The 17,472-nt window shown below is 24.4% G+C and carries 12 protein-coding genes; 8 read left to right on the top strand and 4 right to left on the bottom strand.

The genetic code is table 11. The annotated features are described in order from the left end of the window. Positions 1–7: 7 nt before the first annotated feature. Together ABVS04_RS02970 and ABVS04_RS02965 are read right to left on the bottom strand one after the other, a co-directional pair. Positions 8–334, bottom strand: coding sequence for a DUF1508 domain-containing protein (locus ABVS04_RS02970; protein WP_368029179.1), 327 nt, complete (start codon positions 332–334; stop codon positions 8–10). 155 nt (positions 335–489) lie between these two features. Beyond that, complete coding sequence (locus ABVS04_RS02965; protein WP_368029178.1) at positions 490–1,536, bottom strand: CNNM domain-containing protein; 1,047 nt, start codon at positions 1,534–1,536, stop codon at positions 490–492. A 179-nt stretch (positions 1,537–1,715) separates the two neighbouring features. Here ABVS04_RS02965 and ABVS04_RS02960 point away from each other — a divergent pair, with 179 nt between their 5' ends. Further along, positions 1,716–2,075: a hypothetical protein gene (locus tag ABVS04_RS02960; protein WP_368029177.1), complete on the top strand. Its 360-nt coding sequence runs from the start codon at positions 1,716–1,718 to the stop codon at positions 2,073–2,075. Between the two features lie 16 nt (positions 2,076–2,091). On the opposite strand, the gene ABVS04_RS02955 is transcribed toward ABVS04_RS02960, so the two are convergent. Further along, complete coding sequence (locus ABVS04_RS02955) at positions 2,092–2,442, bottom strand: DUF309 domain-containing protein (protein ID WP_368029176.1); 351 nt, start codon at positions 2,440–2,442, stop codon at positions 2,092–2,094. Next, the gene (uvrA, locus tag ABVS04_RS02950) at positions 2,442–5,255 is read right to left on the bottom strand and encodes an excinuclease ABC subunit UvrA (RefSeq protein WP_368029175.1); all 2,814 of its coding nucleotides are present in this window, start codon (positions 5,253–5,255) and stop codon (positions 2,442–2,444) included. The genes ABVS04_RS02955 and uvrA overlap by 1 nt, the downstream gene beginning before the upstream one ends. A 415-nt stretch (positions 5,256–5,670) precedes the next feature. Here uvrA and acnA point away from each other — a divergent pair, with 415 nt between their 5' ends. The 7 genes from acnA (at position 5,671) to ABVS04_RS02915 (ending at position 17,395) form a co-directional block, all read left to right on the top strand. Continuing rightward, complete coding sequence (acnA, locus tag ABVS04_RS02945) at positions 5,671–8,157, top strand: aconitate hydratase AcnA (protein ID WP_368029174.1); 2,487 nt, start codon at positions 5,671–5,673, stop codon at positions 8,155–8,157. A gap of 235 nt (positions 8,158–8,392) precedes the next feature. Further along, entirely contained in the window at positions 8,393–10,933 is a 2,541-nt protein-coding gene (locus ABVS04_RS02940; protein WP_368029173.1) for an ATP-binding protein, read from the top strand. 71 nt (positions 10,934–11,004) lie between these two features. Continuing rightward, positions 11,005–12,075, top strand: a complete 1,071-nt coding sequence (locus ABVS04_RS02935) for an FIST signal transduction protein (protein WP_368029172.1) — start codon at positions 11,005–11,007, stop codon at positions 12,073–12,075. Further along, entirely contained in the window at positions 12,069–13,607 is a 1,539-nt protein-coding gene (locus tag ABVS04_RS02930) for a sensor histidine kinase (protein WP_368029171.1), read from the top strand. The genes ABVS04_RS02935 and ABVS04_RS02930 overlap by 7 nt, the downstream gene beginning before the upstream one ends. Further along, a complete protein-coding gene (locus ABVS04_RS02925) occupies positions 13,594–14,706 on the top strand; it encodes a response regulator (RefSeq protein WP_368029170.1) in 1,113 nt (370 codons plus the stop codon). The genes ABVS04_RS02930 and ABVS04_RS02925 overlap by 14 nt, the downstream gene beginning before the upstream one ends. A 48-nt stretch (positions 14,707–14,754) precedes the next feature. Beyond that, the gene (locus tag ABVS04_RS02920) at positions 14,755–15,537 is read left to right on the top strand and encodes a phosphate/phosphite/phosphonate ABC transporter substrate-binding protein (protein ID WP_368029169.1); all 783 of its coding nucleotides are present in this window, start codon (positions 14,755–14,757) and stop codon (positions 15,535–15,537) included. Between the two features lie 7 nt (positions 15,538–15,544). Continuing rightward, positions 15,545–17,395: an ATP-binding protein gene (locus ABVS04_RS02915; RefSeq protein WP_368029168.1), complete on the top strand. Its 1,851-nt coding sequence runs from the start codon at positions 15,545–15,547 to the stop codon at positions 17,393–17,395. Positions 17,396–17,472: the final 77 nt, after the last annotated feature.

Raw genomic sequence — 17,472 nt, 5'->3', positions numbered from 1 at the left:
TTAGATTTTATTCTTCAATTATCTCTGCATTTTTGCTATTTGCTTTTAATTCAGCAATTGCAGCACTTCTAGCTGTTTCTGAATCAAATAAAGCACTTGTTCCTACAATTTGTCCATTTGATGATTTAATGTTGAAAAAAGCTTTAGCATTTGATGATTCTTTTAATTCATATCTAGAGTCTTCTTGACAATTTCTTATTACCGATTCTATTCCATTTTTTGCACTTGCTTTTTGAGCGTAGTTTTCACTTTTTACAATAGTTTTTCCTTCTTCATTTACAAATATAAATGAAAATGGTTCATTTGCATCGCTTTTTCTAAGTTTTATAGTCATGATTTTTCCTTTTTTATAAATTCCTATAGATTCTATAGAAAAGAAATTTAAAAAGTTCTTATTTATTAAGAATTTTATTTATTATTTTAGATAATTGTTAGATTTTAAATATAGGGATTATCCCTATATTTCTTATTTTGTAATTTTTATTACAGTTAGTGAGATTCTTTTTCTTTCTCTTTTCTTTTTGCTTTCATTTTATTTAAAGCAAGTTTTCTCATATCAGCAGTTGTATCAAGTTCATCCATTATCTCAAGACCAAGTAATGTTTCAATACAATCTTCTAAACTTACAATTCCCTCGGTTTGATTGTATGAATCATGCACTATAAACATATGCTCTTTTTTTTGTATAAACATATTTAAAGCTTTTGCTACATGAATATTCTCATGTAAAGAAAATACAGGTTTCATAATATCTTCAAGATTTTTATCACCTTCTGTTAGTGCTTGTTTAAATATTTTTTTTGTTAAAACAATTCCAACTATATTATCAATATTTCCATCATATACAGGAACTCTTGAAAATTTAAAAGTCCTTTTATCTTCAACAATATCTTTTATTAAAGTATTTTTTTCTATTGCATAAACAACAGAACGAGGTGTTAAAATGTCTTTTATTTTTATATTATTTAAAGTTAGAGTATTTTCAATTATTTGAGATTCTAAATCACCTATAATTCCTTCTTCTTCACTTAAAAGTGTAGAATGAATTAATTCTTCTCTAGATATAGCATCACTACTTTCTTTTCCTATTTTTCTTGTTACAAATTGTGTAATTATAATAATAGGATAAGTAAGGAATATAAATATATTTATAAGCCTAGGTGAGTGAGGAGCTAACTGTTTCCAATAAACAGCTCCAATAGTTTTAGGAATAATTTCTGCAAAAAATAGAATCATAAATGTAAGTACAATTGAGACAACCATAACAAGAGTGCTATTACCTGCAAAAACATTTTGTGCTTGAACTCCAATTGCAGTTGCACCAAGTGTGTTAGCAATTGTATTTAAAATAAGAATTGAAGCGATTGATTTATCAATATCTGTTTTTAATTTTTTTAATAGCTTTCCAGCAACAGGATTGTTTTTTTCTAAAACAGAAATGTAAGATGCATTTGTAGATAGTAAAACTGACTCCAAAACAGAACATAAAAACGATGTACCAATAACCGCAATAAATAGTAAGACTAAAATTTCCATTTATTCTCACTTCTTAATAAATTACGCCTCGGGGAATTATCTTCCAAGGAAACTCCTTTTTTTATTTAAACTTTATAAACAATAATATCAAAATAAACTTTAATAAATAAAAATAATTTGTAAAATATTTGTTTTTTATAGTATAATACCTTATATTATTTCTATTAGGGGGGTTTATTATGGAATATGGAACAATACCTAAACTTGATCAATTTACAGATAATAGGGCTCTGAATATTCAAAGAGTTCAATCATCAAGCGAATCATCAGCAATAGCAAATAAAAATGATTTAAATCAAGTATCACAAGAAACAACAATAGAATCAAAAGAAGTATCTAAAGCAAGTGAAGTTTCTACTCAATCTTCAAATCAAGCTAAATATGAAGTGGTTTTAACTAATACAAATTTTGGTTTTAATGATTCTTCAAAAGATTTTTATGTAAAAGCAGTACGTGGAAACGCTGAAAATCAATATCCAACAGAAAATATGATGAGAATCAAGTCATTTATGATGAGTCAAGCTAATTCAGCTTCTTAGAAATCAAGTTTTTATATTACTTGATTTCTATTTGAGAGTTTATTTTTATCAATATTTCTTTTGCTTCGTAAAACTTTTCTTTATAATCTAATTCAATTTCATCTAATAAAGGTATGTATTTTAAAAATGCAGGCCAAACTTTTTTATAACCTTCAGGTTTTTTCTTTATATAAAACAATGCCAAAGCAGTTGCTCCATTTATAAGACCTTTTAAAACAAGAGCTTTTTGTTTTTGCCCTTGTTTTTTATATAAATTCCAATCATCTTCAAGTAGCTCATGAGCTTCTACAAAATAGCCATTTTCAATAGCAAATAAAAATCTATCAATAGCAGTTTTTTGATTAAAAATAGTGTAATCTATTTTCATTAACCATTTATCTCTTTGTCTAGATAGTAACCCGTATGTGAGCCTGATACTTTATGATTTGCTGCTAGTTGCTCAGGAGTTCCCTCATCAACTAACATTCCACCTTTATTTCCACCCTCAGGTCCCATATCAATAACCCAATCAGAGTTTTTAATAACATCAAGATTATGTTCAATTACAAGAACGGAGTTTCCTAAATCAACTAAATGATGTAATACTTTTGTAAGTCTATCAACATCTGCAAAGTGAAGACCAGTTGTTGGCTCATCTAATACATATAAAGTATTTCCCGTATCTTTTTTACTTAGCTCTTTTGAAAGTTTAATTCTTTGTGCTTCTCCACCACTTAACGTAACAGCATTTTGTCCAAGTGTGATATATCCAAGACCTACGTCACTTAGTGTTTGAAGTTTTGCATTTAGTTTTGGAACTTTCGCAAAAAACTCTAAGGCTTCATCAACACTCATATTTAATACATCAGAAATATTTTTACCTTTGTATAAAATCTCTAAAGTTTGAGCATTGTATCGCTTCCCATGACAATCATCACATTTCACCATAATATCGGGTAAGAAGTGCATTTCTATTTTGATTTCACCTTCACCTTGACATTTTTCACAACGTCCACCTTTTACGTTAAAAGAGAATCTTCCTATTTTATAACCTCGAAGACTTGCTTCTTTTGTTTTTGCAAATAGTTCTCTAATTTCATCCATTAAACCTGTATAAGTTGCTGGATTTGATCTTGGTGTTCTTCCTATTGGGCTTTGGTCAAGATAGATAACTTTATCAAGTTTTTCTAATCCTTCAATTTCTACACCATCAACTTTTTTAACTTTTCTAGCTCTATTTAAAAGCTCTTTTGCAACAGGAAGTAGGGTTTGTAAAATAAGTGATGATTTTCCACTTCCTGAAACCCCTGTTATTGCACAAAGGTTTTTAAGAGGAATTCTCACATCTAAATCTTTGATATTATTTATAGTTACATTTTTTATTTCAATAAACTCTTCTTGAGGACGATTATGAACATAATCAATTTTTTTAGCACCAGTTACATATTTCGCAGTTAGAGTTTTCGCTTTATTCATCTCTTTTAAAGTTCCCGCAAATACAATCTCTCCCCCGAATTTTCCAGCATTTGGTCCAATATCAACTATATAATCAGCTGCTTGAATAGTCTCTTTATCATGTTCAACTACAATTACAGTATTTCCTTTTTCTTGTAATGCACGAAGAGTTTTGATAAGTTTATTCGTATCTCTTTCATGTAATCCAATAGAAGGTTCATCAAGTACATACATAACTCCAGTTAGTCCAGAACCAATTTGTGAGGCAACTCTAATTCTTTGAGCTTCTCCTCCTGAAATAGTCCTTGCATCTCTTCCTAAAGTAATATATCCCAAGCCAACATCATATAGAAAATAGATTCTCTCTTTTATCTCTTTTAATATAGGTTTTGAAATCATTTTGTTTTGTTCTGATAGATATTCAAAGTTTTTTTCATCTTGGAAAAATGCATGGGCATCTTCAATAGGAACATTTAATAAATCACTAATAGTTTTTTGTGCTACAAAAACACTTTGAGAAGAGGGCTTTAATCTATTTCCATTACAAGAGTCACATTTTTTTTCTGTCATATAATCAGCCATCTCTTTTTCATCTTTTATCATGTCATAGGCTAATTTTATGATTCCTTCCCATTTTCTTGTAAGTTTATGTTTTTTCCAAAAGAATACAGCATCTTCTACACTTCCATGTAATATAGCTTTTCTTTGATGCTCTTCTAACTCTTTAAATGGAATTTTAGTATCAATATCCATTTTTTCACAAAATGCTAAAAGCATTTTAAAGTAAAAACCTTTATTAAATCCATATATTACTTTTATAGCACCATCTTCAATAGTAAGCTCTTCATCAATTACTTTTTTCATATCAAGTGCGTATCTAATACCTAAACCATCACAAGATGAACAAGCACCTTTAGGAGAATTGAAAGAAAAAGATAAAGGCTCAAGTGGTTCAAAAGAGATTTTACATGAGAAACAAGCCATATGCTCAGAGTAATGAATATGTTTTTCAACACCCATTTCTTCATGATTTAAAACTTCGATTTCTAGTTCTCCAAAACTCTCTTTTAAACCTTTTTCAACATCTTGAGCAATTCTATCTCTATTTTCTTCTTTTATTACAACCCTATCAATTACTATTTTAATAGTGTGCATTTTATTTTTTTCAAGTTCTATTTCTTCATCAAGTCTTGCCATTACCCCATCAATCATGGCTCTTACGTAACCCTTACTTCTTAGGTTTTCAAGTAAATCAGCAAAACTTCCTTTTTTTCTATTTATAATAGGAGCTAAAATAACTATTTTTGATTCATTTGGTAGTGTTAAAACCTGAGTGATTACATCACTTGCACTCATTTGAGAAATTGGTTCTCCACATTGATGACAATGTTGTTTTCCAACTCTTGCATATAAAAGTCTAAAATAATCATAAACTTCTGTAATAGTTCCAACAGTAGAACGTGGATTTTTAGAAGTTGTTTTTTGATCAATTGCAATTGCAGGAGTTAATCCTTCAATTCTTTCAACATCAGGTTTTCCAACCTTATCTAAAAACTGTCTAGCATAAGCAGAAAGTGATTCTATATATCTTCTTTGCCCTTCGGCATAAAGTGTATCAAAAGCTAGTGTTGATTTACCAGAACCTGATAGTCCTGTAAATACAATAAGCCTATTTTTTGGTATTTCTAGGTTTATATTTTTTAAATTGTTTTCTTTTGCGTTAAAAATTTTTATAGTATCTTGCATATATCGCCTTTAAAATTTTGAAGCCTATATTATAGGATAGATTTCTTAATAGCTTATTGAATAAATGATGATAAGTTTAAGTATTTGATTTAAAGAGATTAAATTCTTTTATTTATAATTATTGTATATGTTTTGAGATACAATTTATGGTAATTAACTCAAAGGTGTTTTGTTTTATATGGTTGCTAGTATTATTTATTGTTTACACACTTATAGATAGAAAAATAGAAAATAGTTTATCCACTGAAAGTATTTAAATTTTTTTACTTTTTGTATGATAAATAAAACAAAAAAGTATCATTTCAAAATAAATAAAAGTATAATTCTTAGATAAAATATATATAAGTATTAAAATTATAATATTAAAGAAAAAAATAAAAAGATTAATATATCTTTGTTTATAAAAGGAATAGTAGTGAATAGATTTACAAATAGTTTTATTTTTAACAAAAATGTTTACTATTATTGTGATTTGAAAAGGATTTTTGATAAATATCCATTACTAAGAAAACTACCAAATGCTACAAAAATATTATTAGAATCAAATATAAGAAATGCAAAAGAAGAAGATATATCTGCAATAATATCAACTTTTATACATAGAAATTTTTTAAATAAAATTGATTTTTATCCAAATAGAGTAATACTTGAAGATAGTGTTGGTATACCAATACTTATAGAATTAGCTTTAATGAAAGAATTTGTCTATTCTCAAGGTAAAAATCCAAAAGATTTAAATCCTAAAATTATGTTAGATTTAGTAATAAATAACTCTTTGCATAGTAGTAATGAAAATATAAATAAACAAAAGTATAGTTTTATTAAGTGGGCTAGTAATGAGTTTGAAAATCTTTCTGTGATTCCTTGTTCTTTAGGAGTTTGTAAAAAAGTAAATTTAGAATATTTATCTACTATGATTAGTTCAAAAATTGAAGATGATAAAATATATCTATATCCAGAAACATTAGTTGGAAGTGATTCTCAAACTACTATGTTAAATGCTCTTGGCGTTCTTTCTTATAATATACATGAAATAGAAATCCAATCACTACTTTTAGGCTCATCAACTAATTTATTATTTCCAAAAGTAATAGGTATTGAAGTAATTGGCTCACCTAATAAAGCAGTAGGAATAAATGATATTTTATTAAATCTTATTAATATATTAAGAGAACATAAAATATCTGATACTATAGTAGAATTTTATGGAAGTGGTCTAAAATATATAAGTATAGAAGATAGAGCAACAATAACGAGTCTTACGCCAAAATATGGTGCGATTTGTTCTTATTTTGCAATAGATAATACAACTATTGCATATATGGAGAAAACAAGAGGAGTGAGTGTAAGTCTAGTAGAAGAGTATTATACAAAACAAGGAATGTTTAATAATAATGATTTAATATATGATGAGTACATAACTCTTGATTTATCATCTATAAAAACTACAGTTGCTGGTCCTAGAAAAATAGAAGATAGCTTAAGTATAGAAGAACTAGTATCTAAGTTTACAACTTTTAAAAAAGGACATTATGTAAATGATAATGATATTGTCTTAGCTATTATCTCATCAACTACTAGTGCTTCATTAATACAAGCAGGCCTATTGGCAAAAAAAGCTTGTGAATTAAAACTAAGTATTAACAATAATATAAAAAGAATACTTTTTGCTGATTCATTAATTATAAAAGAGTATTTAATAAAACTAGATTTATATAAATATTTTGAAGAATTGGGTTTTGAAATAGTTACTAAAGATTTAGCTTTTTACTCTACAAAAGAATTAGATATGCTTAAAATTTCTATGGATATAGATAAATTTGATTTAAATGTTGTATCTATTGTATCTTCTATGGAAAACTTTAAAGAGAAAATACATCCTAAAATAAATTCAAATTGGTTAATGACACCTGCATTAGTAATAGCATATTGTTTAGTTGGTCGTATTGATATTAATATTTTAGAAAATAATATATATAAAGATATTGAACTAAGTGATATATGGCCTAGTAATGATGAGGTAAATGAGTATTTAAAAAATATTGATTATAAAGTGTATAAAAAAGCATATGAGAATATTTTTTATGGAAATGAATATTATAGAGAATTAAGATATCAGAATCTACCTATATATAAATGGGATAAAGAAGATACTAATATACAAGTAGAAAAAAATAAAAAATTATTTGAAAATAAAAACCTAGATAAAATTGAAATAATAGATGCAAAAATATTAGCTCTTTTAGGAAATGCTATTACAACAGAGCAGATAACACCTACTGGAAAAATATTGCCATATACAAAAACAGCAGAATATCTTGAATCAAAAGAGCTTAAAGCTGATGAATTTGGTAAATATGAGAATAGAAGATTAAATGTTGAGATAATGCTTCGAGGAACTTTTTCAAATTCAAAATTAAAGAATAAAATAGTAAGTCCAAAAGAGGGTGGTTTTACAAAAAATTTTTCAAATGGTGAAATAGTATCTATATATGATTTTAGTGAAGAAATGCAAAAACAAAATACTCCACTTATAATATTTGCAGGAAGCTATTATGGAATAGGTGAGTCAATAGATTGGGCAGCAAAAGGAACGAAACTTTTAGGAGTAAAGGCTGTTATTGCAAAATCCTTTGCTCATAATCATAGATTAAATTTAATCTCAATGGGAATATTACCTTTAGAATTTATTGATGATGATATTGAAACTTTACATTTAAAAGGTGATGAGCAAATATCAATAAAATCAAGTGAAATAAAAATAAACGCTAGAATCAATATTGAAATAAAAAGAAATGATGAGGTAAAAATAATAACTGTAAAAAGTAAATTAGAAACAAAAACAGAACTTATTTATTATAAAAATGGTGGAGTTTTATCTTATTTATTAAAAAATATTTAGAAATATTTACAAAAAATACACAAGGGATTTGATGGAACAAACTATTCCTTTAAAAATCATTGGTTTAAATGAATAACCTATTCAATTAATTCAAAAATCTAAAGATATGGTTAATTTCATAAAATGATACGTTTTTGATACTATTAAACAATATAATCTTTTTGGAGTAAAACTTTAAAAAAGATTATATTAATGAATTTTACTCTTAATATTTAAAAAAATAATGGGAAAATTCATGAATAACATAAACAAACTACAACTTAGAAAAATCTTATCCAATCATTTTATAAAATTTTCATTAATTCCTATTTTGATAGTAGAAATTACTTTATTAGTATTATATTTTTCTATCAATAAATATATTTCAATTCAAAATACAGATTTTTTACTAAATCAAGCACAAACTAACACCAAAGAATTATTAAAAAAAGAATCAAATATTGTTAATGACAAACTTTCTGAAATATCTCAATTAGCTACTATACTACAAAGAGAACATGAATTAATTCTTTCTAATCCTAATAGAATTTCACTTCCAAATGAAGAACCACAATTTGATTTTGCAGATAATAATGTATTTTATAAAACTAATAAAGTAGGTTCTAGTTTATATTATTCATCAAAAACGCAAATTACTCCAGTTGAAAAAAATAAAGCAATTTTTACAGAAGCCATGGATGTTTCTTTAAAAAATATTGTAGATGTAAATCCCTTAGCCGTTGCTGCTTATTTTAATTCTTGGGACAATATGAATAGGTTGTATCCTTTTATCGATGATGTTTCTACTCAATATGGTGAGCATATTCAAATGGAAGATTATAACTTCTATTATTTAGCAGATAAAAATCATAATCCCCAAAAAAAAGCTGTTTGGACAGGCGCTTATTTAGATCCTGCTGGTTTAGGTTGGATGTTATCTTGTATTGTTCCAATTTACAATAAAGACTTTTTAGAAGGTGTAACTGGTATTGATATAACTATTGATAGTTTTGTAAAAAATATATTAAATCAAGAATTCCTTTATGATGCAAAGCTTTTTATTGTTGATAAAGATGGAATGATAATAGCAATGCCTGAAGAAATAGAGACACTATTAGGATTAAAAGAGTTAAAAGAACATCTTTATACAGATGCTATTTTAAAAACTATTGAAAAACCAGAGGATTATAATGTTACGAAAAGTAATTATATATATTCTGAGAAATTCAAAAATTTAATAAAAGATGATACTTCTGCTGAAACATTAAATATTGATAATAAAGATTATTTAGCTTTATCTCAAAATGTTGAAGAAACAAATTGGAAATTAATGATTGTAATTGATAAAAATAATATTCTAAAATCAATACAGGATTTGGAAAACTTATCAAATAAAATAGGATATTTAGCTATTGGGTTTTTATTATTATTTTATATAATATTTTTCTATTCACTTTTAAGAAAAATCAACTTTTTCTCTGAAAAAATAACTGAACCTTTAGTTGATTTGTCAAATCAGACAACACTTATCATCAAAAAAGATATAGAATTTAAAGAAGTTAATACAAATATTGAAGAAATATCTCAATTGAATGATAATTTTATGCATATGTTAAATGTATTAAATGAAAGAAATAAAAAATTAAATGATGCAAAAATTTACGCAGAAAATGCAAATAAATCGAAGAATGAATTTCTTGCGAATATGAGCCATGAACTGAAAACTCCATTAAATTCTATAAATATAATAAGTAGTATTATGATTAAAAATAAATCTAATAATTTTAATGAAAAAGAAGTTAAAGATTTAGGAATAATAAATAAATGTGGAGAAAACCTAACATATTTAGTAAATGATATGTTAGCTTTATCAAAAATAGATACTAAAGATATTGTTTTATCAAATAAAACTATAAATATAAAAGAAATGATAAATAAAATTTATAAAAAGTTTGAAGAACAAGCCAAAGAAAAAAATTTATTGTCAAAGTTAATATTAGATGAAAAGTTAGATTTAATGTATAGCGATGAAACAAAAATTAATCAAATCATAAAAAGTTTATTAAGTAATGCATTTAAATTTTCACATAAAGGAACTATATCTTTAATAATCAAAGATAGTGAAGATGAAATAAAAATATTAGTTGAAGATGAAGGTGTAGGAATTGATGAAAACAAATTAGAATATATCTTTGACAGATTTACTCAAATAGATGGTACTACAACAAGAAAATATGGTGGAGTAGGATTAGGTCTTAGTATATGCAAGGAATTAGTTTTATTATTAAATGGAAAAATTAGTGTTAAAAGTAAAATAAATGAGGGTTCTTCTTTTGAAGTAATATTGCCTAAAAATAAGGACTTAGTAAATATAGAAGAAGTTGATAATATCAAACAAGATATTCAATTAGAAGAAAATCATGAAGCTTTTAATTCAAAATTCAAAATTAATAGTGATGCCATTATTAAAGAAGAGAAAAATAAAATTTTAGTTTTAAATAATGATCATTTATTATTTTTTAGTATTATTATTGAATTAAAGAAAAAATATGAAGTAAAACAAGCATCAAACTTAGAAGAATTACTAAAATTAAAAAATGAAAATGAATACGAGAAAATAATAATTGATATTTCAAAACTCAATAATGATGAAAAAGAGATGTTATTATCAAATACTAGTGATAGTTTTTTTATAATTTATGAAAATGAAAATGATAAAAAATTCTCTAAATCAAGTTGTAAATTCTTTCAAAAACCAATTACAAAAGATTTGCTAATAAATATTATTAATTCATAAATAATATTATTTTTTAATACTTTTGTAGTACTTTTTTCTAGTAAAATTAGAGAAAAATTAAAAGGCTTATAATGAAAAAAGGTAAATTTTATTTTTGTTTAAAAGATTTTTTAGAAGAGAATCAGACTAACACTCAAAAAGCTTTTATTTTAGTTGCAGAATATACTAATTTTAATCTAGAAGATTTAAAGAGTTATAATGGCGAAATCTTTGGAGGAATAGTTCCTTTTGTAGTTTTTAATGAAAATTATTATAATAAAGGCATCATTGTATGTTTTTTAGAAGAAAATTCTGATTTTTTATTTGTTGAAGATTTGAATTATTTAGATACGAATCCTACTTTTTTTGAAAATAGAAAATCATTCTTAGTATTACTTGATGGATTAAGTCCTAATATTACTAGCTTTTTAGAAAATGTGTTTGAAGTAGTTTGTGAAAATGCACAAATTATAGGTGGTGGTGCAGGAAAAATGACTTTTGAAAATGATCCTGTAATTTTTACAAAAGATAAAATATATAAAAATGCAGCAATAATAATTGCAACTCCCATGAAACTTCATACTAAAATTGCTAGTGGTTGGGAATATTTAGAGGGACCATTTTTAGCTACAAGTTCTGAAAAAAATATATTAAAAACATTGAATTTCAACAATGCCTTTGATGTTTATAAAAGTGTTATAGAAAAACATAGTGGAATGACTTTTACTGATGATAATTTTTTTGATATTGCAAAATCATATCCCTTTGGTATTGTTAAGTTTAATAGCCAAACAATAGTAAGAGATCCTATCTATATTGATGATAATAATCATATAGTTTTGGTTGGTGATATTTTTCAAAACTCAACAGTAAATATTTTAAAAGGTGAGCCTAGCTCTTTAGTTAAATCTACAGGACTCGCTGTTAAAGAACTTTTAATAGAATCAGATTCTTGTGAAAATCAAGATGTTATTATATTTGATTGTATTTCTAGATCTATTTTTCTAGGGGATAATTTCCCAAGTGAACTAGAAGAAATGAAAAGTTTTATGAAAGAAGGTTCAACTTTATTTGGTGCACTAACCTTGGGTGAAATATGTAGTGACACAGATATGTATATTAGCTTTTATAATAAATCATGTATTGTAGGTGTACTTTGCTAGTAGATCAAATATCAATTGCATATCGTTGTCATTGTGCAATAGGTAATAGTCTTAATTTAAAAGAAATGATACATGAAGTTTTAAAAACTTTTGTAAGCGAATCATATGCTGTCTATGGTCATTTTTCATTACTTAGTGAAGAAATGACATTTGAAGATTTTGATAGCTTTGGAAAAATTAATAATTTTGATTATAAAAAATATGAAAAGTATGAAGATAAATTATCAATTATTAATGATAAAGACTTAATTATTTTAAAAATCAACTTAGATAATGGTATTTTATTTTTAGTATCAAAGAATACAGGGACTGATTGTTCTTTTTTCCTTTCAATGTTTGAAAGTTTAATTCCAAAATTAAATTTAAGTATACATGCCTGTATAAATTTTAATAAATTAGAAAATGCGAACTATTTATTAAAAGAACAAAAAAAAGAGCTTATTAAAGCTAATAAAACAAAAGATGATTTTCTTGCAAATATGAGTCATGAACTAAAAACTCCATTAAATTCAATTAGTATAATTTCAAAAATCATGGCTAATAATAAAGATGATAAATTAGATGATTTATCTCTTAAAAATATAAAGGTTATTAATAAATGTGCCCAAGATTTGACTGTATTAATAAATGATATATTAGATATTTCTAAGATAGAAGCAGGTGAATTGAATATTTACAAAAAAGATACTTCTTTAAAAAGTTTAATTGAAGAATTATATGATTTATTTGCTCCTGTTGCACAAGATAAAAATATTCAATTTATTAATAATTTTCAAATCAAGAATGATAATATTTTTACAGATGAACAAAGAACAAAACAAATTATAAAAAACTTTTTAAGTAATGCAATAAAATTTACAAATGAAGGTAAAGTAGAAATATTATCAAAAGAGTATGATGAATATTTTGAAATAAGTATAATAGATTCAGGTATAGGAATTGCGAAAGAAAATTTAGATTATGTTTTTGATAGATTTAAACAAGTTGATGATTCTATGGGTAAAAAATACCAAGGAACAGGTCTTGGATTAGCTATTTCAAAACAATTAGCAGAAATGTTAAATGGATATATTTGTGCTGCAAGTGAAATAGGAATAGGCTCTACATTTAAATATATTATTTATAAAAAAAATCAAGAAAAGCTAGATTTAAATTATAATGATGTAAAAATAGATGTAAAAGAATCAAAATGTTTAATTAACGATAGTTTTTTAAAAAAACAAATATATATTTATCATTCAAATAGTATAGAACAATTTAAGTTAGTTATAAACTTAAAAAAACAATCTTTTAATGTAACACCTATTTTAAATGAGCAAAAATTAAAAGAAAAGATAAATGAAATTGTAAATGAAAATCATTTGATTATTTTAGATTCTAAATTAGAAAATTTACAAAATATAATTAATGATAAAATGAATAAAGATTTAAATTTTATGATTTTAGAAGAAGGGGAAGTTATGGAAAATTTAATAGAAAAACTAAAAAGTATTCAACTTTTTAAAGAGGAGAATAATGATGGAGAAATTTAATATATTAATTGTTGATGATATTGATGAAAATATTTATTCATTAAAATTATTAATTGAAGAAAATTTTGATTTAAATATTTTTACAGCAACTAGTGCAAATGATGCAATGGCAATTTTATTAAATAAATCAATTGATTTAATTTTGATGGATGTTCAAATGCCAGATGTAGATGGTTTTGAGTTTACCTTATATTTAAAAGAGTTAGAAATTATTAAAGATATTCCTATAATCTTTATTACAGGAATATATGATACTGAGCAATATAAATCAAAAGCTTATGAAATAGGTGGAATTGAATATATTACAAAACCTATTGACAATAATTTATTAACAGCTAAATTAAAAGTATATATTGATATTTATGAAAACTTAAATAAATCAAAAAAACAGTTAGATAAAACAGAGAATTTATTAATTCATAATAGTAAAATGGCTAGTTTAGGAGAAATGATAGGAATTATATCTCACCAATTAAAGCAGCCTTTAAATGTAATATCTCTACATTCTGAATGTTTAAAATTCTCTTATGAAGATGGTGAACTTAATGATGAAGTTATGAAAGATTTTAATGATAATACGAAATCTCAAATTAACTATATGACTGAAACAATTAATGGATTTTTAGATTTTTATAATCCCAATAAAACTGCAGAAGTTTTTAATATTAATGATTCAATACAAGGGGCATTAAAAATTTTAGAAAGTAAAATTTCTTTAAATAATGTAAAACTAGATTTAGAAATAGATGAGACATTAAAAACAACTGGTATCGAAATGGAACTTGTTCAAGTTCTAATCAACATAATTAGTAATTCTCTTGATGTTTTTATTGAGAGAAATATTGAAGATAGAAAAATCTTTTTAAAATTATTTAAAGAAGATTCAAAAACAGTTTTAACTTTAGAGGATAATGCAGGTGGTGTAAAACTTGATATCTTAGAAAAACTTCTAGATCCATATTTCACTACGAAAACTACAGGTACGGGTATTGGTTTATATATGGTTAAATTAATCATTAAGAATAATTTTAAAGGTGATTTAAAAGTTATGAATAGTGAAAATGGTTTAAAATTTATGATTGTATTAAATAATTCTTAAAAGATCTAATACATAACAATAAAAAATATTTTACAATAAGGAACAATAATGTTTAAAAAAATTCTCTTTCTAATTACTTTTACCACAGCTTTATTTTCTCAAGAAATAACACTAGGTGTAGTTCCACAACAAAGTCCATTGGAATTATCAAAAAAATGGTTACAAATAACAAAGTATTTATCTGAGAAAATAGGAATAAAGGTTGTTTTTAAAACAGAAAAATCAATACAAATATTTGAAGAGAAATTTTCTAATGGTCAATATGACATAGCTTTTATGAATCCTTATCATTTTATTGTTGCAAATAAGCAACAAAATTATAGTGCATTTGCAAGGTCAAAAAAAGATATAGTTGGAATAATTTTAGGTAAAAAAGATAAAGAATTTAATATTAATAATTTAAAAGGTACTACTTTTCTTTTTCCTTCACCAAATGCTTTTGCAGCAACACTTTTAACAAAATATGAATTAAAAGAAAAATATAATTTTGATATTGATAAGGAATCAAAAGTAATTTATGTAAATTCTCATGATTCTGTTTATAAAGGAATTGCTAGAGAAATTGGTGATTTTGGTGGTGGAATTATTAGAACCTTTGATAATTTTAAAGATATAGAAGACAAAGATAAAATAGAAATTGTTTATAAAACTAAACCTTATCCATCTCATCCATTTGCAAGTCACCCAAGAGTTAGTAAAGAAATAGTTGAAAAAATATCAAATGCAATTATAGAAATGCCAGAAGACTTAAAAGATTTATTAAGTATAAATGAATTTATTCTCACAACAACAAATGAATATGATGTAATTAAAAATATAGGTATTAAATAATCCAATAATGTCATTTAAATATAGATTCATATTATCCTTTGTAACATTAGAAGTATTTTTTATACTATTAATTGTTGTATTTAATTTTAATACAATAACTAATTCTTCTAAACAATTAATTAGTGAAAAAATTGATTCTAATATGTCATTTATGAAAAACTTGATACTTGTGCCCTTAAGTATTTATGATTTAGGAACATTGGATAATATAACTGAAAATGTTGCTGAACTAAAATATATTAATTCAATTATTATATTAGATAAAGAAGATAGGATTGTATCTTCTAAGTTTAAATTTAAATATCAAAGTATTGAAGAAATTTTAAAAATTAAATCTAATCAAGACTTATCTTTAAATGACAAGATATATGAATTAAGACACGAAACTTTTACTGAAGAAGATGTTTATATAGGTTCTATTTATATAATTTTTGATCACTCTGAAAATAGAACTTTTTTAAATGAAACTAAAAATAACAATATTTTATTGGTTATTTTAGAAATAATTTTTTCCACAATACTATCTTTTATAGTTGGGAATAAATTAAATAATAAACTAATAAATCTATCTGAAGTAGCAAGAAATATTGGTAAAAATAAGAAAATAAAAATTCCTTACTTAAATTTAAAAGATGAAATAGGTATTCTGTCTAATTCATTAAATCAAATGCAAATTGATTTAGAAAATAGAAACAAAGATTTAAAGAATTTAACAAAAGATTTAACTAATCAAAAATTTGAATTAATAGAGACTCAAAAACATAAAGATTCTTTTTTTGCTAATATGAGCCACGAATTAAAAACTCCTTTAAATTCCATAAATATTTTATCATCAATTATGATGAATAATAAAAAAGAAAATTTAGATGCTGTTCAAATTAAAAATCTAACAATAATAAATGATTGTGGTAAAAAACTTGTTGCTTTGATAAATGACATAATGGATATTTCTAAAATTGAAGCAGGAGAACTTATTGTTAGCTCAAAGCCTTTTGATTTTAATAAATCAATGAATAAAATTTACGAAATGTTTTTAGTACAAATTCAAAAAAAAGGTTTAGAATTTGTTTTTCAAAAAGATCCTTCTTTTGAATTTATAAAAAATGATGAAAAACTAATTGGACAAATATTAATAAATATTTTAAGTAATGCAATTAAATTTACACAAAAAGGTAAAATAGAATTTATTATAAACAATAAAAATGAATTTATTGAATTTATAATAAAAGATGATGGAATTGGAATTCCTAGTGATAAGTTACAATACATTTTTGAAAGATTTAAACAAGTTGATGGAAGTTTAAATAGAAAATATGAAGGAACAGGTCTTGGATTATCAATTTCAAAAGAATTGACAAGTATGTTATGTGGGAATATTACTGTTGAAAGTGAATTAAATAAGGGTAGTAAATTTACTATTCTAATCAAAAAAAATATAGAAACACAAAATAGAAAAGCAGAAGATAGAATAAACAATCAGAAAAAAATTTCTCCTAAGAAAGCACATATATCTATAAAAAAAGATAATAAAAGTATTCTTTTTATGAACAAGGACCCTTTATATTATTTGGATATAGTTCTAAAATTAAAAAAGAAATCTTTTATTGTAAAACAGGTAAATTCATTGGATAATTTATTATTAGAACTTGAAAACAAAAAAGAATTTTATAAGAAAATTGTTTTGGATTTAGATTTCATTGAACAATCAGATTTAAATGAGTTCTTAAAAAATAACAACATTGATCTATTCTTTGCTACAAGTGAGTTTGATAAAATCGATGAAAATTTAAAAAATAGTAATAAAATAATTTTAGACAAATCACAAAAAGAAAAGTTTCTAGAAAGTCTTAGTTTATAAAAGAGACTGTTAAATATTCCGTGTCAAAGTAATTCTGATAGGAGAAATCCTATCACACCTTAGCTTAATTGGCTGCC

Origin of the sequence: Arcobacter sp. s6, assembly GCF_040884245.1 — a bacterium.
Classification (GTDB): domain Bacteria; phylum Campylobacterota; class Campylobacteria; order Campylobacterales; family Arcobacteraceae; genus Aliarcobacter.
This window is presented reverse-complemented; position numbering and strand designations above follow the sequence as displayed.

Coding starts and splice junctions, on each gene's coding strand:
- ABVS04_RS02970 (WP_368029179.1), bottom strand. CDS start 334: ATGACTATAAAACTTAGAAAAAGCGATGCAAATGAACCATTTTCATTT.
- ABVS04_RS02955 (WP_368029176.1), bottom strand. CDS start 2,442: ATGAAAATAGATTACACTATTTTTAATCAAAAAACTGCTATTGATAGA.
- ABVS04_RS02925 (WP_368029170.1), top strand. CDS start 13,594: ATGGAGAAATTTAATATATTAATTGTTGATGATATTGATGAAAATATT.
- ABVS04_RS02935 (WP_368029172.1), top strand. CDS start 11,005: ATGAAAAAAGGTAAATTTTATTTTTGTTTAAAAGATTTTTTAGAAGAG.
- ABVS04_RS02940 (WP_368029173.1), top strand. CDS start 8,393: ATGAATAACATAAACAAACTACAACTTAGAAAAATCTTATCCAATCAT.
- ABVS04_RS02920 (WP_368029169.1), top strand. CDS start 14,755: ATGTTTAAAAAAATTCTCTTTCTAATTACTTTTACCACAGCTTTATTT.
- ABVS04_RS02965 (WP_368029178.1), bottom strand. CDS start 1,536: ATGGAAATTTTAGTCTTACTATTTATTGCGGTTATTGGTACATCGTTT.
- uvrA (WP_368029175.1), bottom strand. CDS start 5,255: ATGCAAGATACTATAAAAATTTTTAACGCAAAAGAAAACAATTTAAAA.
- ABVS04_RS02960 (WP_368029177.1), top strand. CDS start 1,716: ATGGAATATGGAACAATACCTAAACTTGATCAATTTACAGATAATAGG.
- ABVS04_RS02915 (WP_368029168.1), top strand. CDS start 15,545: ATGTCATTTAAATATAGATTCATATTATCCTTTGTAACATTAGAAGTA.